General features: G+C 62.0%; 21 protein-coding genes. All 21 read right to left on the bottom strand.

Annotated elements, in window-relative coordinates:
• Window positions 1-31 precede the first annotated feature (31 nt).
• A complete protein-coding gene (locus tag NUW13_09255; protein ID MCR4439211.1) occupies window positions 32-1,000 on the bottom strand; it encodes an MlaD family protein in 969 nt (322 codons plus the stop codon).
• Window positions 997-1,755, bottom strand: coding sequence for an ABC transporter ATP-binding protein (locus NUW13_09260; protein ID MCR4439212.1), 759 nt, complete (start codon window positions 1,753-1,755; stop codon window positions 997-999). The genes NUW13_09255 and NUW13_09260 overlap by 4 nt, the downstream gene beginning before the upstream one ends.
• Entirely contained in the window at window positions 1,756-2,517 is a 762-nt protein-coding gene (locus NUW13_09265; GenBank protein ID MCR4439213.1) for an ABC transporter permease, read from the bottom strand. It lies immediately after the preceding gene.
• A gap of 34 nt (window positions 2,518-2,551) precedes the next feature.
• A complete protein-coding gene (locus tag NUW13_09270; GenBank protein MCR4439214.1) occupies window positions 2,552-3,229 on the bottom strand; it encodes a Crp/Fnr family transcriptional regulator in 678 nt (225 codons plus the stop codon).
• Between the two features lie 140 nt (window positions 3,230-3,369).
• Window positions 3,370-4,461, bottom strand: coding sequence for a glycosyltransferase (locus NUW13_09275; protein MCR4439215.1), 1,092 nt, complete (start codon window positions 4,459-4,461; stop codon window positions 3,370-3,372).
• 58 nt (window positions 4,462-4,519) lie between these two features.
• The gene (locus tag NUW13_09280; GenBank protein MCR4439216.1) at window positions 4,520-5,200 is read right to left on the bottom strand and encodes a 1-acyl-sn-glycerol-3-phosphate acyltransferase; all 681 of its coding nucleotides are present in this window, start codon (window positions 5,198-5,200) and stop codon (window positions 4,520-4,522) included.
• Window positions 5,201-5,239: 39 nt separating this feature from the next.
• On the bottom strand, window positions 5,240-5,848 hold the full coding sequence (gene nadD / locus NUW13_09285) for a nicotinate-nucleotide adenylyltransferase (GenBank protein ID MCR4439217.1): 609 nt from the start codon (window positions 5,846-5,848) through the stop codon (window positions 5,240-5,242).
• An 87-nt stretch (window positions 5,849-5,935) separates the two neighbouring features.
• Complete coding sequence (gene bamD / locus NUW13_09290) at window positions 5,936-6,742, bottom strand: outer membrane protein assembly factor BamD (protein MCR4439218.1); 807 nt, start codon at window positions 6,740-6,742, stop codon at window positions 5,936-5,938.
• Window positions 6,743-6,765: 23 nt separating this feature from the next.
• Window positions 6,766-7,452: a hypothetical protein gene (locus NUW13_09295; protein ID MCR4439219.1), complete on the bottom strand. Its 687-nt coding sequence runs from the start codon at window positions 7,450-7,452 to the stop codon at window positions 6,766-6,768.
• Between the two features lie 6 nt (window positions 7,453-7,458).
• Window positions 7,459-8,499: a hypothetical protein gene (locus NUW13_09300; GenBank protein MCR4439220.1), complete on the bottom strand. Its 1,041-nt coding sequence runs from the start codon at window positions 8,497-8,499 to the stop codon at window positions 7,459-7,461.
• Complete coding sequence (gene lnt, locus NUW13_09305; protein MCR4439221.1) at window positions 8,496-10,112, bottom strand: apolipoprotein N-acyltransferase; 1,617 nt, start codon at window positions 10,110-10,112, stop codon at window positions 8,496-8,498. Before lnt ends, NUW13_09300 begins: the two co-directional genes overlap by 4 nt.
• Before the next feature lie 95 nt (window positions 10,113-10,207).
• Window positions 10,208-10,633, bottom strand: a complete 426-nt coding sequence (gene ruvX / locus NUW13_09310; protein ID MCR4439222.1) for a Holliday junction resolvase RuvX — start codon at window positions 10,631-10,633, stop codon at window positions 10,208-10,210.
• 27 nt (window positions 10,634-10,660) lie between these two features.
• Window positions 10,661-10,999, bottom strand: coding sequence for an HU family DNA-binding protein (locus tag NUW13_09315; protein ID MCR4439223.1), 339 nt, complete (start codon window positions 10,997-10,999; stop codon window positions 10,661-10,663).
• Window positions 11,000-11,065: 66 nt separating this feature from the next.
• Window positions 11,066-13,282, bottom strand: a complete 2,217-nt coding sequence (locus NUW13_09320; GenBank protein ID MCR4439224.1) for a bifunctional (p)ppGpp synthetase/guanosine-3',5'-bis(diphosphate) 3'-pyrophosphohydrolase — start codon at window positions 13,280-13,282, stop codon at window positions 11,066-11,068.
• Window positions 13,279-14,676, bottom strand: a complete 1,398-nt coding sequence (dnaB, locus tag NUW13_09325) for a replicative DNA helicase (GenBank protein MCR4439225.1) — start codon at window positions 14,674-14,676, stop codon at window positions 13,279-13,281. The genes NUW13_09320 and dnaB overlap by 4 nt, the downstream gene beginning before the upstream one ends.
• Window positions 14,677-14,705: 29 nt before the next feature.
• Window positions 14,706-15,383, bottom strand: coding sequence for a uracil-DNA glycosylase (locus NUW13_09330; protein MCR4439226.1), 678 nt, complete (start codon window positions 15,381-15,383; stop codon window positions 14,706-14,708).
• 8 nt (window positions 15,384-15,391) lie between these two features.
• Complete coding sequence (coaBC, locus tag NUW13_09335) at window positions 15,392-16,621, bottom strand: bifunctional phosphopantothenoylcysteine decarboxylase/phosphopantothenate--cysteine ligase CoaBC (protein ID MCR4439227.1); 1,230 nt, start codon at window positions 16,619-16,621, stop codon at window positions 15,392-15,394.
• A 7-nt stretch (window positions 16,622-16,628) separates the two neighbouring features.
• On the bottom strand, window positions 16,629-16,961 hold the full coding sequence (gene rpoZ / locus NUW13_09340; protein MCR4439228.1) for a DNA-directed RNA polymerase subunit omega: 333 nt from the start codon (window positions 16,959-16,961) through the stop codon (window positions 16,629-16,631).
• A 27-nt stretch (window positions 16,962-16,988) separates the two neighbouring features.
• Window positions 16,989-17,600: a guanylate kinase gene (gmk, locus tag NUW13_09345; GenBank protein ID MCR4439229.1), complete on the bottom strand. Its 612-nt coding sequence runs from the start codon at window positions 17,598-17,600 to the stop codon at window positions 16,989-16,991.
• Window positions 17,581-17,859 carry a DUF370 domain-containing protein gene (locus NUW13_09350; protein MCR4439230.1) on the bottom strand — a complete coding sequence of 93 codons (279 nt, stop codon included), beginning with the start codon at window positions 17,857-17,859 and terminating at the stop codon, window positions 17,581-17,583. Before NUW13_09350 ends, gmk begins: the two co-directional genes overlap by 20 nt.
• A gap of 14 nt (window positions 17,860-17,873) precedes the next feature.
• Window positions 17,874-18,752 (bottom strand): YicC family protein, encoded by an 879-nt coding sequence (locus NUW13_09355; protein MCR4439231.1) that lies wholly within the window; start codon window positions 18,750-18,752, stop codon window positions 17,874-17,876.
• Window positions 18,753-18,804 lie beyond the last annotated feature (52 nt).

Raw genomic sequence — 18,804 nt, forward strand, 5'->3', positions numbered from 1 at the left:
TTTCAAGGGAAAGTTGTCGCGCGTCAGGCTCTTAGAAAATCTCCACCTTGAGATAGCGTCCCGGGTTGAGCTTCAGGTCGGTGACCAGCGAGTCAAGGCTGGCGGCAAGGGTGTTCAGCCGCCGATAGAGGAGGTCGTTGTTCATCATGAGGCCGAGACTGCCCTCTCCCTTCTCCAGTCTTCCCGCAATTGCATTGAGATTCTTCGCGAGCGTCATCAGCTCCTGGTAAAGCGCCGGATCCTGGACGAAGCGCGCCGCCGTGCCCTGCCCGTGCCGCATGCTGTCCACCAACGCCTCACCCGAGGCAAGGAAGGAAGTGATCCGCGTGTAAAGTTGCGGATCTGCCAGCAGGCGGGCGGCAGTGCCCTCGCCAGAGCGGATATAGGCCAGTATGGCACTGGAGACCCTCACCAGCGCCTTGACGTCCACGTACATGCTGGGGTCATTCACCAAGAGCCCTAAGGTACCTTTGCCCGTGTTGATCTTGGTGACGACATCGTCCACCGTGGACAACGACTTTTTCAGCAAGTTGAAGGCAGCCACGCCTTCATCGATGAGCTTCTCCACGTCCAAGGGCTCGGCTGCCAGCAAGTAGTCGCCATCCTCCAAGCGCGGTTGGTCAAGAGAACCCATGGTGATCCCCACGTACTTGTCGCCCAATAAGCCCAAAGTGCCGATGTGGGCGATGGAGTCCTTGCGGATGCGATCTTTGACTTTGGCATCGATCTCCAACTCGATGACGATGCGGTTTTCCGTGACATCCGGCGAGAACTTGACAGAGGTCACCGTGCCCACACGCACACCAGCCACGCGCACCGGCGCGCCAGTCTGCAGCCCCTCGACGCGCGTCATGAGCACGCGCAGGCGGTAGCGGTCGGCAAAGAAGCCCTGCTGACCCCCGACAGTCATAATGGCCACCACGATGATGAGCACGCCGATGAACACGGCAAGCCCCACGCGCACTTCATGACTGAAAAGTGGTTCTCTACTGTTCTTCATCTTGGCCCCGCCAGAAACGTCTGTACAAACTCATCACCGGAGGCTTTGACCTCCTCCTTAGTGCCCACGGCCACAATGACGCCCTCGTTGATGACCGCGAGGCGATGCGCCACGCTGAAGGCGCTCTCCAACTCGTGGGTGACCACAATGGACGTGACGCCCAGCTCCTGCTGCGTCTTGCGGATGAGCGCGTTGATGGTCGTCGCGGTGATGGGGTCAAGTCCCGTGGTCGGCTCGTCGTAGAGCATGACGCGCGGTTCAGAAATCATGGCCCGCGCCAGCGCCACGCGCTTCCGCATCCCACCGGAGAGCTGGGAGGGCATCAATTCCTCTGTCCCTTCCATATCGACGAAGCGCAGACATTGCGCAACCCGGGCAGCAATTTCCTCGTCAGACAGACGCGTGTGTTCACGCAGCCAGTAAGCGACGTTCTCGCCCACCGTCAACGAATCAAAAAGGGCGGAACCCTGGAAGAGCATCCCGATCTGCTTGCGGATGGGAAGCAGCTCCGGCTCCCTGAGGCCGCTAATCTCACTGCCGTCGATCCACACCTCGCCGCTGTCCGGGCGGATAAGACCGAGCAGGATCTTGAGGAGCACGCTCTTGCCACATCCGGAACGCCCGAGGATGACGGTCGTCTCCCCCGGTTTCACCTGAAGCGACAGCCCCCGCAAGACCCAGTTGTCGCCAAAAGACTTGTGGATGGCGCGGAATTCTATGGAAGCGCCCTTGGTTTGATTGGCCTCTGTCGCCATTCAGTGCACCACTGCAAGGAAGAGCTTGGTGAAGAGAAAATCCACCGCGAAGATGAGCACCGAAGTAAGCACCACAGACTTGGTGGTCGCCTCGCCCACGCCCCGCGTGCCGCCGGTTGCCGACATGCCCATGTAGCACCCCACGGTGGCCATGAGCACCCCGAACAGGATCGGCTTGATGATGCCCATGGTCAAGTCATCAAATGTCAAGGCGCGCACCACGGTGACCCAGTAGAAGGAACTGCTGATGCCCAACGCGCTCACCGCAACAATCAATCCGCCGAGGATGCCGACCGCATCCGCAATGGCCGTCAGAATGGGCAGCATCACCGTCGCCGCCACCAGACGGGTGGTCACCAATTTCTTGATAGGGTCAGTTCCCAGGGCGCGCATGGCGTCGATCTGCTCGGTGACGGCCATGGAACCTATCTCGGCGGCCATGGCCGATCCCACGCGGCCAGTGACAATAAGCGCAGTCAGCACCGGCCCCAACTCGCGCACCAGTGAGACGCTCAATAGCGTGCCCACGTACATCTTGGCCCCATAGATGGCCATTTCGTACCCCGATTGCAGTGCGAGGACAAGGCCGGTAAACATCGCCGTCAACACCACGATCACCGTGGAGCGCACGCCAATCACGTCCATCTGCTCAATAATGGCCCGCCCGTAGAACGGCGGCCGGAAAAGGCCCCCCCAGCCCTGGAGAAAGGTCTCGAACAGGCCGTGCAAGTGCACGAAGAAAGACAAGACCGCGCTCAGCACAGGAGCATCCTCACGGGAAAGTTCTGACCGGCGGCTAACCGAACGCCCGTTTGAAGGCTTCGAAGTCTTTGACCACTACGCGGTGGCCTTCACGCTCGAGGTAGCCCATCTCCTCGAACTGTCCCATCGCCCTGGAGATGGTCTCCCGCGCGGTGCCCGCCATGTTCGCCAAGTCCTGCTGGATGGGCAGCTTGGGGATGACCATCTCGCGCCCGCGCGGCCGGCCAGTCTTTTCGGCCACGTGCACAAGCGCCATGGCCACGCGCCCCATGGCGTCTTTGAGGCTGAGGGTGGAGATGTGCGAGTCGCTGCGGCGGATGCGCCCGGCCAACTCCCGCAGCAGGGCGATAGAAATCTGCGGATAGTCCTCAAGCAGGCCGAGAAAGTCGCCGCGCCGCAAGACCAGGAGTTCCGTCTCCACCAGGGCCGTGACGTTTGCCGAGCGCCCCCTCCCATCCAGCAAGGCCATCTCGCCGAAAAAGTCCCCGGCGTTGAGGATGGACAGGATGACCTCCCTGCCCTCGTCGCTGACATGCGACACCTTCACGCTGCCGCGCTTGATGATGAACAGCGACTGCCCGCTCTCTTCTTCCACGAGGATCAGCTGGTTGGCGGCACAGGTCTTGTGGACGCAGAGCTGGGCGATGCGCTCCAGGTCCTGCGCGTCCAGACCAGAAAAGATGGGGATGCTTCGCAAGAGCCTGAGGTCCATGGTCACTCCCTGCGAATCGCTTCTCTGAGACCTCCCGTCCTCTCAAGAGCAAAACCCGCAATCACAGCACCGGGCCGCACCTCCATGGCATGGGCACCTTCGCCAAGGGCCCTGTGCCAAGGCGCCACCCCGCCGGTTGCTCAGCCGGTCCCCCGGCCCCTCGACTGGCAGACAATGCGCCAGGAAAGCTCCACTACGCGCTGCACCATGCGTTCGGCGGTGAAAAGCTCCTCCACCCTGCGACGCGCAGCCGCAGCAACGGAGCGGCGCAGCCTCGGGTCACGCAACAAGCGCAGCACAGCAGAGGCCAAGGCCGCTACGTCCTGTGGGGGCACCAGCAGGCCACTCTCACTATCCACGACGATATCCAACACCCCATCACTGGCGGTGGACACCACCGGCAACCCTGCGGCCATCGCCTCAATCACCACCAGGCCAAATGCTTCCGCGCGTGAGGGGAAGGCAAAGACATCCATTGCCGAAAGCACCGCGGGGATATCCTCGCGAAAGCCAGCGAACACCAGGCGCGGGCCCAAATTGAGCTCCTGCGCCAGTCGGAGGATCGGCTCAGCGCGGAACTCCTCGCCGCGCGTGGCGGCACCGACCACAAGGAAAACGCTTTGCGGCACCTGACTGGCTACCTGCCCTGCCATGCGCAGAAATTCCAGGTGCCCCTTGCTCGGTTCCAATCTACCGACCGTGCCCACCACCAAGGCATCTTCAGCAAAGCCCAATTCGCGGCGTAGGCGTCTTCTCGTCTCCTGCGGCACCCGGAACCTGCTAAGGTCCAGCCCGTGGTGCACCACCTCCACCTTTCCAGGCGGCAGCGGGTGCGTGGCTATCAGATTGTCGCGAATCACGCGCGAGATCGCCCACGCCTGCGCCACATTGCGGTACAGCCAGCGGTGGACAGGGTCGCGCTTGGCGCGCATTGTGCCCACGTGCTTGATGAGCACCACCGGGACGCGTCCCGCCATGCGCGCTGCGGGCACCACTGCCCACAAGTCCCGCGAAAAGTGGCAGTGGATGATATCCACCGACTGCCGCCGGAGCCAGCCTGCCAAACGGGCGATGGCGACCGAATCCACGTAGCCGCGGGGACGAAAGGGGTAAGGGACAAACCCCTTCTTCACCAAGTCGTCATAAAGCGGCGTCTGCGATGCGCAAGCAACCCACACCTGGTGGGTATGGCCACGCAGCAGCGCTGACAGGAAGCCGACGTGCATCTCCATCCCTCCCCACGAGGGCGAGGAGCACACCTGAAACACCCGCAACGACCTGCCAGCAGAGCTATCCACGGCTCTTCCCGCGCATGCGCAACTCCAGCTCATGCAGCATGTCGTACACCTTGTGCATGACCATGTCGGCCTGGCGCTGCAGCGCCTCCTTGCGCCCTTCCCCCGAGGGAAGAGGCGGCAGGATGACCGGCTCCCCCACCATCACCGCCACTGGCACCGACCTGGGGAAACGAGCTCTTGGCGGCAGAGCGCACCCCGTGCCGGAAACCGCCACCGGCACCACGGGACAGCCGGCCAGGTGCGCCAGCAGCACAAAACCGCTTCGCGCCTTGGCAGGCTCCCTCTGCCTAGGCCGCAAACGCGTACCCTCAGGCGCCATGAACAGCGCCTCGCCAGAGCGCAGGAGGTTAAGCGCATGCCTGAAGGCACGATGATCGCTGGTCTCTCTGCGCACCGGGAACATATGTACTGCGCGCAGCCACCATTTGACCAGCGGGATGGAGAAAAGCGAATGCTTGGCCATGGTGTGAAACCGCCGGTTCACAACCATGGTCAGTGCCACCACGTCCATGTGACTCTGGTGGTTTATGATGCCGATGTAGGCGCCTCTCTTAGGCGGTCGCGCCCGGCCAAACACTCGGCCTCGAAAGTAGATGCGCGCGATGACGCGCAGGAGAAACACGGAGATCCAGTAAATCATCCCCTCGTCCGTCAGCGACCGTTTATCCTCCATCCGCCGCACGCCAGCCATGGGCATCTACAGCTTGGCTGCCTACGGCCTGTCTGTGCCACCTGCCACACGATACAAGCCATGTTCTACGATGAACCGCTCCACCCCGGCCGGCACCAGGTAGCGAATGCTTTTGCCTGCTCGCACGCGCTCGCGGATCTGCGAAGAGGAGATCTCAACCAGCGGCGCCTTGCTCAACTTTGCCTTTGCCGCAAACTGAGGAGGAGCCTCAGCCGGGTCAAATCCCGGCCTTCGGACTACCACAACCCGACATTCGGCGAAGATTCTTTCCGGTTCTCGCCAGCTATCCATCTCATGCAGGCTGTCGCTCCCCGCAATCAAGAAGAGCTGGTCGCTGCCGAGCCCGTACAGCTCGCGCACCGCCAGCACCGTGTCGATCGTGTACGAGACCCCGCCGCGACGTATTTCCAGGTCGGGGACTTCGAAGAAGGGGCAGTCGGCCGTAGCCAGGCGCACCATGGCCAGCCTCTGCCAAGGAGGAGAAAGCGTGCGGTGCACCTTGTGGGGCGGAGTGTCTGCAGGTACGAAGAGAACGCGGTCCAGCTTCTCCTCTTCTCGCACCCAGTCGGCAAGAATGAGGTGCGCGAGGTGAATGGGGTCGAAGGTACCTCCGAAGAGTCCTAATCGCATGTCGTAGGCTGATCCTGTCGTTGTGCTCGTCTCTGCCCAGATGCTCCAGCCGGCGCAACGTCACCTGCTGTCGACTCTTGCCGTGCCCTACTTTGGGGCTCGACCAGGGTTAGCGGCCGGCAGACCCTCCTGCCCCAAACGTGAAGATAGCTCCTTGAGGCGCCTGTGCACGCGCCCGACTTGTGCTCCCTTCGGATAGCGCTGGGCATAACTGCTGAACGCCTCCTGCGCCTCCTGGTGCCGCCCCAGCTTCATCAGACACTCCCCCTTCCAGAACAGTGCCTTTTCCCCGTACTGCGTGTCGTAGTAGGTCGCCAGAACGCTGTCGAAATAGATGAGCGCAGAGTCGTAGTAGCCCATCTTGCGATAGAGGGTGCCGGTGTCGTATTCCTTCTTGGCAAGCTTGTTCCGGCACTGCTGGAGGCTGGCCTCAACCTCCTTTTTCAATGGGCTATCCGGATAGTCCTCCAAGAACCGTTGGAAATGCTCCATGGCCTTGCGCGCGTTCTCCTGGTCCAGACCCGCGCTCGGCGAAAGCTTGAAGTGGCTCATGCCAATCTTGAACTCGGCATCATCCACATACTGCGAATTTGGGTAGGACACGAGCAGGCGTTCGTACTCACTGATGGCCAGCACGTACTCCTTGAGCTGATAATGACACTCTGCGAGGTAGAATTGCGCTTCGTCGGCAACGGCGCTACCTTGGAAGCTCAGGGTCAGCACCAACAGCTGCTGCTTGGCATCCAAGTAGTCGCCTTTGGCGAACATCTGTTTGGCCAAGGCCAGGCGCTCTTCGGCGGTAAGGTTAGGCCGGATCTTGCTCTTGCTGCACGAGCTTGCCAGAACCATTGCTGCCACACACGACAAATACACGGCGGTTCGCACGAGTCGCATCTATACTCCGGGTTAGACCGTGTCTACTTGCTTCGATAGGCGTAAAACAGATACGTCACCGTTCCCGTCACCAATAAGATCAACGCCGGCTCCACCAATCCAGCAAAACCTTGCGTGCGGGGGAGCTCCGCATGGGTAAATGCCAGCCTAGGGTCTTCCAGGCGAGCAACCCGCTGCGCCGCGACGCTATCATTAGCCGCGCGTTCGAGGTCGCTGCTCCACAGCACGCGCCCGTCCTGCGTACTGGCCACGAAGTGGGCGCGCAGAAACACCGCCCGGTGAACCAACGCCCTGCGGAACAGCCGACTCTTGCCGGGCTCGTACTTGACACCTGCCGCCAGCACCCTGTAGCCCAGGATAGTGGTGCCCTGGTCCGAACTGCCCAGAGCTGCCGAGGCCGTGTCTGCCGGCAGATAGATGGTCAGCTGCCTTTCCTGCGCCACGCGCACCAGCTCCTGTTCCAGCAGCCAGTCAGCCGCGTGCGCGGGAGGAAGACGCCGCACTCCCAGCTGGGAAGCTCCCACGCCGCCAAGAGCCTCCGCCGCAAGCTCTGCCGCCAGCGTGCGCGCCAGCTCCAAGTTGGAGCGCACTTCCTGGCCCCATGCCCTGCCTTGCATGGCCACGAGACCCGCAAGAAGCACTCCCATGGTGACAATGGAGCCCGACGCCCTGTTGTGGTGCATGCCTATGATACTTGGGGCCTCCGGCAAAGTTCCTCATAGCCGGAACAAGGCCGACAGCAGATGCCAGCGGTCCGGCCCTGTGGCCGTCGCGCGGTAGACAAGCGCATAGTTCACGGCGAAGGTGGCATGCGCAAACTGCTGCTCCGCCGGCACAAACACATTCAGATCCAGGAGCCCAAGGCCGGCGGAGTAAGTGAATCTCTTGCTGTCTTTCTCTCGGTACATACCACTGCGCAGGGCAAAGTGCCTGAGCACCACCTGCTCGGCACCTACATGAAGTTCTCGCGTCAACGGGTCCCCTTCTTCGCCAATGTTGCGCAAGTCGGCGCTCAGCAAAGTCCCGGCAAAGGGCCTCCAGCACAGACCCAAGTTGAGCGACTCGTCACGGATGCGCTCCAACAGCTGCCGCGCATAGACGAAGGAATCAGGAAGCTCCACATAGACCAGCCCCACGCTCACCCGTGGGTCGGGCTGCACCAGGACCCCGTATGAGAAGCCGACCTGCCACAAGCGTCCTCCTCCCGTACGCAACTGCCAGAGGTCGACTCCGGCGCCCAAGGCCACTTGCGGAGCCAGGCGCACGCGTGCAGCCAGCGAGTTGCTGAACGCCTCAAAATAGTCGCGCATCTGAAAAGCTTCTGGCCCGTGCTGGCGAGGTCCGAAGCCCGGTGTTTCTTCGCCCCAACTTAGGAGCACGTCCAGAGCAGAAATTGTCACTCCCACCCCTTTGAGGAGGGTGGCGGCAAAGGCTGCCGGAGCCACATCCGTGTTCCCGGAGGCGTCCTTCAGGTCTTGCCTGCGGCTCAAGCTCACTACCGGAGCAACCGGGTTGACAAAAAAGCTCATGCGAAAGCTCTTCGCCACCGCGTACAGCTGCACGGCGGCGGGGTTCATGGCGAGCGCCCCCAGATCGTCGCGCACCGCGGCGCTCGCCCCTCCCATGGCCAAGGTGCGGCATCTGAGGGTGCTGATGGTGACGAAATGGTTTTGCTGCGCGACCAGCTCCGGGGAGGCTGCCCCCACCAGCGCTATGGCGATTGCCAGCCGCGCCCATGTTCCTCCCGGGGCCGTCACGAAGCCACCTCTTCACTGTGCAGGGAAGTCAACGCCGCAGAGGCTGCCTCCTGGCGCCTGTCCAGGATGCCCCGCACCAAAGGGCTTGCGGCCACCGTAGCTGCGCCGATTGCCGAAACAACCACGGTGAAGATGTTCCCGTGCCGGGAATAGAAGGTCTCTTGCTGCCGCAATGGCACAGACCCTGCTACCACCGCTTCCGTGAAAATGTCCGTGGCGCTGCTCATCCGCCCGTAGGGGTCGATGAACGCGGAGATGCCGGTGTTTGCGCAGCGGGCAATGGCGATACGGTTCTCGATGGCCCGAAACACCGCAATGCGCGCGTGCTGGTACATGCCGCCACAAAGCCAGCGTGGCAAGCTCGGGCGCCCGAACCACGCGTCGTTGGTGATAACCACCAGCAGCTCGGCCCCGCCGACCACGAAGCGACGGACCAGGTCAGGGAAGACCGACTCGTAGCAGATCGGGACCGAGAAGCGCACCTGGCGCGTGTTCTCCAGCGACGCACGGCCTGCGACCGGCATGACGAAAACCAGTGGCTCGCGCCCCCGCGACCAGTTGCCTTCCCCCAGCTCCAACGCATCAAGCAACTTCTTCACCAGAGAAAAGGGGAAGGCATCTTCGTACGGGACCCGTTCACCAAAGGGGACCAACTGCATCTTGGCGTAGTGTTGCATCTCCTCCCTTTGAGGCAGAAACAGAAAGGCTGAGTTGTAGGTAGAAAACCCAGCAGCCGGATCGTAGACATAGTCCGGCGTACCGGTGAGCAGAGGGACCTGCAGGGAGTCGACCAGCCGGCGCACCCGCTGCAAGTCCTCGGGCTCGTGCCTCAGGTAACAGGGCGTGGCCGTCTCTGGCCAGATGATGACATCAGGGCTGTCCGCCATCGCCTGGGCGGTGAGGCGCTCGTAGGTCGCGAAATTCAGCTCCTTGAGCTCGCGGTCCCACTTGAGCGTCGGGTCGATGTTGCCCTGCACCAGCACCACCCGCAGCGAGCGCTCAGGCGCCCTCTCCTTGGACAACACGCGATTGCCGTACCACCACGGAACCACGAACAGCAGAACAACAATGGCCGCATAAGCTGCCACCGCCTTCACATTGTGCCGGCTGAGAATCAGGCGGTAGAGCATCACGTTGATCAACACAACCCAGAAAGATACCCCGTAGACGCTGGTGATACTGGCGAATTGGATGAGCTTCAGGTAATGCGTCTGCGTGTAGGCAAGGACAGTCCAGGGGAAGCCTATCTCGCCTAAGGAGCGCAGGAACTCAACGCCCGTCCACAAGAAGGGGATGGTGACAAAAGCAACCTCGCCCAGGTGGCGATGGACGAGATTGTGGAGCAGGGCATAGATGCACAGATACAGAGGCAGCACCAAGATGGCGGCGATTCCGCCTGGCAGCGTCACCCAGTTGATCCAATAGAGGGTGCCGATGCTGAGGATGAGGCCACACAGGTAACTCCAGCGGAAGGTCTCGGCGACGTTCTTCCCCCTGAGCAAGAAAAAGAAGGGGATGAGCGCCACATAGGCGAGAAACCCCCACTGGAAAGGGGGAAAGGCCAGTGTCAGGCCAAGCCCGGTAAGGAGGCAGAGAATCAGGCTCATCCTCATAGAAACTTCGTCCGTCCTGTTTGGTACTCTTCGGGAAGTGTCAGCACGTCACCGCGCAAGCCCGGCGCGATCTGGTGTGGTAGCGCCGCTGCGCCTCAGCGCCTGCCGCTGTCCAGATAGCCTTGCAGGAGCAAGACCGCAGCCACCTGGTCCACCTTCCCTCGGTTTCGGCTCGGGGAACTGCCCATCTCGTGCATGGCCCTCTCGGCCGCGACACTGGTTAGCCGCTCGTCCCAAGGAACTACCGGCACGGAGACTAAGGTGGCTAGTTTCTGGATGAACTTTTCCACCTGCTTGGTGGCCTCTGTCTTCCTACCGTGCATGCCGAGGGGCAAGCCGACCACAACGGTCTTGGCACCGTATTTGCGAACCAAGTCAGCCACGAGGCTGGCGGCGTGGGCGAGGCCGCCATGGCTGAGCGTGGGCAACCCCTGAGCGATCTGCCCGGTGGGGTCGCTCACCGCCACACCCACGCGGCGCGTGCCATAGTCAATGGCCAAGATGCGGATCTCTTCGCTCACCGTGGGGGCCGCCAGCTCACCGACAAATCACTTGCTGGCCTTCGCCTCGGCCATGAGCTCCGACAAGGGTCTCTTCAACTCCTCTTTGAGTAACTTGCCCGCCTTAAAGTGGGTCTTGCGGCGGGCTGGCACATAGATGATCTCGCCGGTCTTGGGGTTGCGCGCCTTGGGCTTCGGCTTGGTGGTCTTGACCTCAAAGACGCCAAAATCGCGGATTTCGATGCGCACCTCTGGGTCCGCCTCGCGCATGAACTCACGGAGCGCCGTGAACACGCCGTCAACCACTTTCTCGGTCAGATAGATCTTCTCACCCACGATCTTGGCCGTTCTCTTTGCCACATCCTTCTTGGTGATGGTCCTCTTCATCTACAGATCTCCTTGTTGGTGAACTGTCCTACGACCACGCGCCTTGCGAAATTGGTGTCGGTCATCTTAACTGCCCGCATCCACCTTCTGCTGCGAGGAAGGCTCCATGCGGCTGACGCTTAGCACTCCTGGCACCTTGCTGATGCGGCTGATGATGCGGTTCAGATGGTGGAGATTGCGCACCTGGACGATGATGCACCCGTTCGCCAACGCATCCTCCTTTTTCATGTTCACACTCACAATCTCCGTGTCCGAATCGGTGATGGCCTTCGACACGTCGGCCAACAGGCCCTTGCGGTCCTCACTGAGCACATACAGGCTCACCAAGAACATCTTGTCCCGGTCTACGTCCCACTCGACCTGCACATGCCGCTCTGGCTCTTCCATGAGCTTGACCACGTTGTTGCAGTCGGTGCGATGAATGACGATGCCCCTCCCCTTGGTGACAAAGCCCCAGATGTGGTCGCCGGGCACCGGTTGGCAGCATTTTGCAAATTCGACGAGCACATTGTCCACCCCCTGCACGCGCACGCCCTTTGCCGAGCCGCGCGCCCGCTGCAGGAACCTCTGCAGGAGCGACTTGTCCTCTTGGTCCTCCGGCCTGGCTTCGGCAGGGAGCAGCTTGCGCAGAATCCTTTCCACCTGGATCTCGCCGCGCCCGATGGCCGCATAGAGCTTCTGCTCGGTGGAAAAGCCGAAGCTCTGCGCCAGGCCTGGCAGGTCAAGGTGCTCGCGGCTGAGGTGGTGTTTGCTCAGCGCCTCGCGCAGCAAGTCCTCGCCGATGCGCACGCTGCTCTCGAAGAGCGACTCCCTGACCCAGCGCTTGATGCGCTGGCGCGCTTTGGTGGTGCGCACAAACTTGATCCAGTCCGGATTCGGCCGCTGCGTGGGAGAGGTGATAATCTCCACCGTGTCGCCACTGCGCAGCTGGTAGTCCAGGGGCACGATCTTGCCGTTCACCTTGGCGGCGATGCAGTGCAGCCCGATATCGGTGTGCACGTCGAAGGCGAAATCCACGGGCGTCGAGCCAGCAGGCAGCTTGTGCAAGTCGCCCTTAGGCGTGAACACGAACACCTCATCGCGGTAGAGGTCGATCTGCAGGTTCTCGAGGAACTCCGCCGGCTCGTGCGCCTCTCCCTCCCAGTCTAAGAACTGGCGGAGGAACGTGAGGTACTTGTCGAGCTCGTCTTCCTTGGCCTTGCCCTCTTTGTACTTCCAGTGCGCGGCGATCCCCTCCTCGGCGATGCGGTGCATCTCGCGCGTGCGAATCTGAATCTCCACCATGCGCCCGTCCGGGCCGACGACAGTGGTGTGCAGCGACTGGTAGCGATTGCTCTTCGGGGTGGCGATGTAGTCCTTGAAACGCTCGTGCACCGGCGTGAACACGTGGTGCACTATGCCTAAGGCCGCGTAGCATTCTTCGACTTTGTCCACGATAATGCGGATGGCGAAGAGGTCGTAGATCTGCTCGAATGGCACTCCCCGCTTGTGGATCTTGTTGTAGATGCTGTAAAAGTGCTTGGGCCTGCCGGTGATGGTGGCGCGGATGTTGGCATCCTTGAGCGCCTTGCGGATGGGGCGCACCACCCTCTGGATGTACCGTTCCCTTTCGCTCCGTCCTTCACGGACGAGCCTGCTCAGCTCTTCGTAGGCCTGCGGGTCAAGGTACTTGAGGGCCAGGTCTTCAAGCTCCCAGCGAACCTTGGCTAAGCCCAGGCGGTGCGCCAGCGGTGCGTAGATGTCGCGCGTCTCGCGCGCCACACGCTCTTGCGTCCTTTCCGGCAAATACTGCAAGGTGCGCATATTGTGCAAGCGGTCGGCAAACTTGATCAAGATGACCCTCACGTCTTTGATCATCGAGAAGATCATCTTGCGAAAATCTTCCGCCTGCCTCTCCTCAAAAGTGTCGAAGCCCAAGCCGCTCAGCTTGGTCACCCCGTCCACCAGGCCTGCGATGGTGGGACCGAACTCCTGTGCAACTTCTTCAAGGGTCGTGCCCGTGTCTTCGGCCACGTCGTGCAGAAAGCCGGCGGCGATGCTATCCGGGTCAAGCCTCAGGGCGGCCAGAATCTCCGCCGCCGCCAAGGCGTGCTCAAAGTACGGCCGCCCAGACTTGCGCAGCTGATCCTTGTGCGCTTGGTAGCTGAACTGCGCCGCTCGCTCGATGAGCGCCGTGTCGGCCTTGGGGTTATAGCGGCGCACCCGGCGAATGAGCGCATCACAAGCTTTTCGGTACTTCTCTTCCACGACGGGATGAACCTCTTCCCACAAGACGGTTGTCAAAATGCCCCCACCTCCGGTGGCATCAGACCGACCTCGGCTGCGGGATTGGCAAACATCACGTACTCTTTCACGAAGGTAAGATGCACAGTGCCTGTGGGACCGCTGCGCTGTTTCCCGATGATGACCTCGGCAGTTCCCTCCTGCTCACCTGTGCCGTACACCTCCGGGCGATAGATGAAGAGGACCACGTCCGCATCCTGTTCGATGGCGCCCGACTCGCGCAAGTCCGACAGGATGGGGCGACGGTCGCCGCCGCGCGTTTCCACCGCGCGCGACAACTGCGACAGGGCCACGACCGGAATATCCAGTTCCTTGGCCAACGCCTTCAGCGACTGGGTAATCATGGAGATCTCGTGTTGGCGGCTCTCGGCCTGGCCCGGGCCGCGCACCAGCTGCAGATAGTCCACAATGAGCAAGGCCAGGCCGTGCTCAGCCTGGAGGCGCCGCGCCTTGGCCCGAATCTCGAGCACGTTGATGGCCGGCGTATCGTCGATGAAAATCGGCGCCTCTGCCAGATGGCCCACGGCGAGGCTGAGGCGGGGCCAGTCCTCCTCAGCCAGGCGCCCGGTGCGCACCAAGTGCTGGTCCACGCGCGCGGCCGTGCACAACATGCGCAGCGCCAACTGATGCGCGGCCATCTCCAAGCTGAAAATGCCCACAGGCAAGCCTTCGTTGAGGGCCGCATGGTAAGCAATGTTCAGCGCAAAAGCAGTCTTGCCCATGGAAGGCCTGCCGGCGATCACGATCAGTTCCGATTTCTGCAGCCCAGCGGTCAACTCGTCCAGGCGCGTAAAGCCGGTGGCAATGCCGGTGACACCACCTCGGCGCTGGTGGAACTGGTCGATGACCTCGAAGGTCTGATGCATGATCGGGTTGATGCTAACGAAACCCCGGCGCAGACGGCGGTCGGCAAGGCGAAATATCTTCTGCTCTGCCCTGTCGATGAGGTGGTAGACCTCCTCCTCACCCTCATATGCCTCGACGCTGATCTCATTGGCCACCTCGATGAGCTTCCGGCGCAGCGCCTTTTCCAGCACGATCTTGGCGTGGTACTCGACATTGGCAGCCGAAGGAATGCGCTCCACCAGCTCAGTGAGATAATAGGAGCCACCGACCTCCTCGAGCTCCTTCTGTCGCTCCAGCTCATCGCTCAGGGTGACAATGTCCACCGGCTCGTTGCGTTCGTGCAGCGCCAGCGCAGCGCGGAAAATCTTCCGATGAGCAGGCTTGTGGAAGGATTGCTCATCCAGCATCTCGATGGCCTTCAGCACCGCTTCTTCCTGCAGAAGCATGGCGCCGAGCACCGCCATCTCTGCCTCGAGCGACTGTGGGGGCACACGGTCCACGTTGCTCGGCGGTGGCGGAGGAGGAGCTGCTCTTCGTTCACGAGCCATATGCCATCACCTTGCCGAATGCACGGTCATCATTGCACTGCTGCATACTTCTCATCGTACAGCGTCCGCAGGAGCCGCAGATCCTGGCGCGTCGGCTCCTCAAACTGCGGATAGCGGAGAATCGCCGCCGGATGGTAGGTGACGATGAGCCGCGCGCCAGCACAACCATGCGCCACGCCGCGCAACTTGTTCAGTGCCGCAGTAGTGTTGAGCAAGGTGTGCGCGGCGCTGCGCCCCAGGGCCACGATGAAATCCGGCTTGATCAGTTCGATCTGCCTCTGCAAATAGGGCACGCAGAGCGCGATCTCGGTCGGCAGAGGGTCACGGTTGTTGGGCGGCCGACACTTGAGAATGTTGGCAATGTAGACCTCTTCTCGCTCGAATCCGGCCTCTCTGAGCAGACGATTGAGAAGCTGGCCCGCGCGGCCGACGAACGGCTCGCCCAGCCGGTCTTCATCTGCGCCCGGTGCCTCGCCCACCAGTATCACGCGGGCGTGGGGATTGCCCACGCCAAAGACAAAACGCGTCCTGCTGCGGCCTAAGGAGCATTTCACACAGCCGCGGATCTCCTCGCAGTAAGCCTGGAGCGGATCAGGCGCAACCGCCTTTGCGGCCGCGGGCAAGACAATCTCCGCGCCGTACAATTCCGCGTGTTGCCGCAGGAAGCGCCTCACTAACTCCAGGTCGTTGTCAGCGGGATGCGCCATGGTCTGCCCTATGCACCTTCCTTTGCTTGCCCAGTGGGGCGAGCCGCCAGCAGCTCTGCCACCTGCAGCAGAACAAGGCGCGCCACCTCCCGCTTGCTCATCAGGGGGAGCTTCTGCACCGTGCCATCCCTCTTGATCAGCGTGACCTTGTTCGTGTCCGTGCCGAAGCCCGCTCCCGGCTCGGTGGGGTTGTTCAGCACAATCATGTCCAAGTTCTTGGCGGTCAACTTGGCCTTGGCGTTGTCGATCTCGTTCTCAGTCTCCACGGCAAAGCCCACCAGCACGCGCTGACCTTTGTGCCTGCCTGCCGTGGCCAGGATATCCTCTGTGCGCTCCAACTCCAGGGCAACGTTTTCCAGCCCCTTCTTGAGCTTGTGCGGGCTGACGTGTCTCGGGCGAAAGTCGGCCACAGCCGCGGCCATGATGAGCGCGTCCACGTCCAGCAACGCGGAGCGGACCGCCTCGGCCATTTCTGCCGAGGTGCGCACGCGCTGGCAGGTCACTCCGCCAAAAGGTCGCTCGGCACTCGGCCCGGTAATGAGTTGCACTTCTGCACCCATGAGCGCCGCTACCTCGGCCAGGGCAAAACCCATCTTGCCTGAGGAGCGGTTGGTGACAAAGCGAACAGGATCAATGTCCTCCTCGGTGCGCCCGGCCGTGACCAACACGCGACGCCCAGCCAGCTCCTTGGAGCCAAGCAGCACCGTCTTCAGGGCGTCGAGGATGCGCTCCTTTTCCGCCAGGCGCCCCCACCCCTCCTCGCCACAGGCCAGCTCGCCAGCTTCGGCGTCGACGAAAGTGTAGCCCAAGCGCTGCAGTTGTGCCACATTCTCGCGGAAGACCGGCTTGGCATACATCTCCTTGTTCATCGCTGGGCAAAAGATGACCGGCGCGGTGGTGGCGGCGATGAGCGTGGTCAACAGGTCGTCTGCGATACCGGCGGCCACCTTGGCTACGCAGTTGGCGGTCGCCGGGGCGACCACCACCGCGTGCGGCCAGCGGGCAAGCTCGATGTGCACCGTGCCCCCCTTGCCGACGCCAGGAAAGAGCTCGGTCAGCACAGGGTTCTGGCTCAGGGTTTCGAAAGTCAACGGGGTGACGAATTGCCCTGCTGCCCTGGTCATGACCACTCTCACCTCGGCGCCCTCGCTCTTGAGGGCTCGCACCAGCTCACAGCTCTTGTACGCAGCAATGCCGCCGGTCACGCCGAGGACAATTCTCTTGCCCTGGAAAACCATGCGCTGCCTACTCTTCTTCCTTTACAGGAGCGGACTCCTCTGCAGGGGCAGCATCCTCGCGCTCCACATAGGTGTAGCGCAACTTCCCCTCCAAGAACTCCTGGAGGGCCTGGCTGGTCGGCTTTGGCAGCCGCATGTACGGCTTATGAATCGGCTCGCGGGGCTGGTCATCGTCAAGCGGCTCATCCTTGATCTCGGCCAGGGCCTCCCGCATCTCCATCTCGACTAACTGCTTCTGCTCGTCATTGATCTGCCTCGCCCGTTTGGCGATGACCACCACTGCTTCGTACACACTCTCCGCATGCTTCTCGATCTCTTCCCGCGAAATGTTGTACAGCATCAGTCCTCAACCCTCCTTGACATCACGTTAGCTTCTGGCAATTTGCCGTGTCTGTGCACGCCTGGCTGCGGCAATGAGCTTCGCCGCTCTCTCCACCGTTCCATCAAGCTCTCTATTGACAACCACGTGGTCGTAGGTTCGCGCCGCCGACATCTCCATGGCCACGCGCTGCAGGCGTTTGGCGATCTCCTCGGCGCCCTCGGTGCTCCGCTTCATCAACCGCTCCCGCAGCACGCGCAGGGAGGGCGGTTTGATGAACACAAGCAGCGAGCACTCCGGGTAAAGCCTGCGCACCGCCTGTCCCCCTTGCACGTCGATGGCCATGAGCACCACCTTGCCCTGGCGCAACGGCCCTTCGATGGAAGAGCGCGGCGTGCCGTACCAGTAGCCATGTACCTCTGCCCACTCCACCAACTCCCCATCGTCGCGCATGCGCGCGAACTCCTCCGGGCTCACAAAGTAGTAGTCAACTCCCTCGCGTTCGCCTGGCCGAGGAGGTCGGGTGGTGGCGGTCACCGAGTAGACGAAGGTATTTGGATCGCGGCTGAGCAGCCCCTGTACCACCGCCGTCTTGCCGCCGCCCGAGGGGGAGGAGATCACCACCAACATTCCCCGAGGCTCAGGCGAGGCTTGCTTCATCGGCCTGCTGCTCCAGCGCCGGGAGCGGTTGCGTCAGGCGCTGCAGAATGGTGCGCGCCAAGTTCGCTGACAGCACCACCTGGTTACTGGACATGACCAACACCGAGCGCGTCCGCTTGCCTGCAGTGGCGTCAACCAAGCGCCCTTCCTGGCGCGCCTCGCGGATCATCTGCCGAATTGGCTTTGATCCGGCTGCCACTACTGCCACAATCTTGTCGGCCGCCACATAGTTTCCATGGCCAACACCTACCATGACCATCGGGGAGGCTCTCCTCACTCGATATTCTGAACCTGCTCGCGCATCTTCTCCACCTCGTCCTTCACCTCCACCACCAGGTGAGAGATATCGGCGTCGGCGGCCTTGGCGCCGATGGTATTGGCCTCGCGCTGCATCTCCTGCAGCAGAAAGTTGAGGCGGCGCCCCGAGGGCTCCTCTTCATCCATCGATGCCAAAAAGAGCTTATTGTGGCTGTGAAAGCGCACACACTCCTCGGTCACATCCATGCGGTCGGCCAGGATGGCCACCTCTTGCGCCAGCCGCGCCTCGTCCACCGGCACCTCAGCAAGCAGCGCCTGTACCCGCGCCTGCAGGCGACGCATTGTCTCCGGCACGCGTTGCTGCGAGAGCGTTTCGATCCGGTTCACCTTCTCTTCCAGAAGAGCGATCCGCTTCTCCAGGTCTTTGCGCAGCTCTGCCCCCTCCTGGAGCCGCATCTGCACCATCTGCTGCAGCGCCTCGGCCAGGGCGCGTTCCACCACTCCCCAAGCAGCCTCGGCATACTCCTGATCGCCTTCCGGACTGAACAGGTCAGGCAATCCCACAAAGTGGTCGAGCCGCACCTGGTCCTGAAGAGCAAGCTCCTCGTTCAGCCGTTGCAGCAGCTGCTTGTAGGCACGCGCCATCTCCAAATCGACCTTCAGGGCGAAGCAGGAGCTGTTCTCCATCTTGACGCTGATGGAGACGTTCACCCGCCCGCGCGCCACCCGTCTCCGCACAATCTCCTTCACCTGTTGATCGCGGCTCGAAAGGAACCGCGGCAGGTGGACCGAGACTTCCAAGAAGCGATTGTTGAATGATCTGACCTCAGCAGTGGCCTCGATGCCGTTGTCGCGGCAGACGCCGGCGCCAAAGCCGGTCATGCTTGCAATCATCGCGCTCCTTGTCTCGCCAGAATGCTCCTCTGCTCCCGCTGATCACCTCACA

This window comes from candidate division KSB1 bacterium, assembly GCA_024655945.1.
Classification (GTDB): Bacteria; Zhuqueibacterota; Zhuqueibacteria; order JANLFK01; family Oleimicrobiaceae; genus Oleimicrobium.

Excerpts from the sequence above, each read along its gene's own strand:
- NUW13_09255 (MCR4439211.1), bottom strand. The coding sequence starts at position 1,000 with ATGAAGAACAGTAGAGAACCACTTTTCAGTCATGAAGTGCGCGTGGGG.
- NUW13_09260 (MCR4439212.1), bottom strand. The coding sequence starts at position 1,755 with ATGGCGACAGAGGCCAATCAAACCAAGGGCGCTTCCATAGAATTCCGC.
- NUW13_09270 (MCR4439214.1), bottom strand. The coding sequence starts at position 3,229 with ATGGACCTCAGGCTCTTGCGAAGCATCCCCATCTTTTCTGGTCTGGAC.
- NUW13_09275 (MCR4439215.1), bottom strand. The coding sequence starts at position 4,461 with ATGGAGATGCACGTCGGCTTCCTGTCAGCGCTGCTGCGTGGCCATACC.
- NUW13_09280 (MCR4439216.1), bottom strand. The coding sequence starts at position 5,200 with ATGGAGGATAAACGGTCGCTGACGGACGAGGGGATGATTTACTGGATC.
- nadD (MCR4439217.1), bottom strand. The coding sequence starts at position 5,848 with ATGCGATTAGGACTCTTCGGAGGTACCTTCGACCCCATTCACCTCGCG.
- bamD (MCR4439218.1), bottom strand. The coding sequence starts at position 6,742 with ATGCGACTCGTGCGAACCGCCGTGTATTTGTCGTGTGTGGCAGCAATG.
- lnt (MCR4439221.1), bottom strand. The coding sequence starts at position 10,112 with ATGAGGATGAGCCTGATTCTCTGCCTCCTTACCGGGCTTGGCCTGACA.
- NUW13_09315 (MCR4439223.1), bottom strand. The coding sequence starts at position 10,999 with ATGAAGAGGACCATCACCAAGAAGGATGTGGCAAAGAGAACGGCCAAG.
- dnaB (MCR4439225.1), bottom strand. The coding sequence starts at position 14,676 with ATGGCTCGTGAACGAAGAGCAGCTCCTCCTCCGCCACCGCCGAGCAAC.
- NUW13_09330 (MCR4439226.1), bottom strand. The coding sequence starts at position 15,383 with ATGGCGCATCCCGCTGACAACGACCTGGAGTTAGTGAGGCGCTTCCTG.
- coaBC (MCR4439227.1), bottom strand. The coding sequence starts at position 16,621 with ATGGTTTTCCAGGGCAAGAGAATTGTCCTCGGCGTGACCGGCGGCATT.
- rpoZ (MCR4439228.1), bottom strand. The coding sequence starts at position 16,961 with ATGCTGTACAACATTTCGCGGGAAGAGATCGAGAAGCATGCGGAGAGT.
- gmk (MCR4439229.1), bottom strand. The coding sequence starts at position 17,600 with ATGAAGCAAGCCTCGCCTGAGCCTCGGGGAATGTTGGTGGTGATCTCC.
- NUW13_09350 (MCR4439230.1), bottom strand. The coding sequence starts at position 17,859 with ATGGTCATGGTAGGTGTTGGCCATGGAAACTATGTGGCGGCCGACAAG.
- NUW13_09355 (MCR4439231.1), bottom strand. The coding sequence starts at position 18,752 with ATGATTGCAAGCATGACCGGCTTTGGCGCCGGCGTCTGCCGCGACAAC.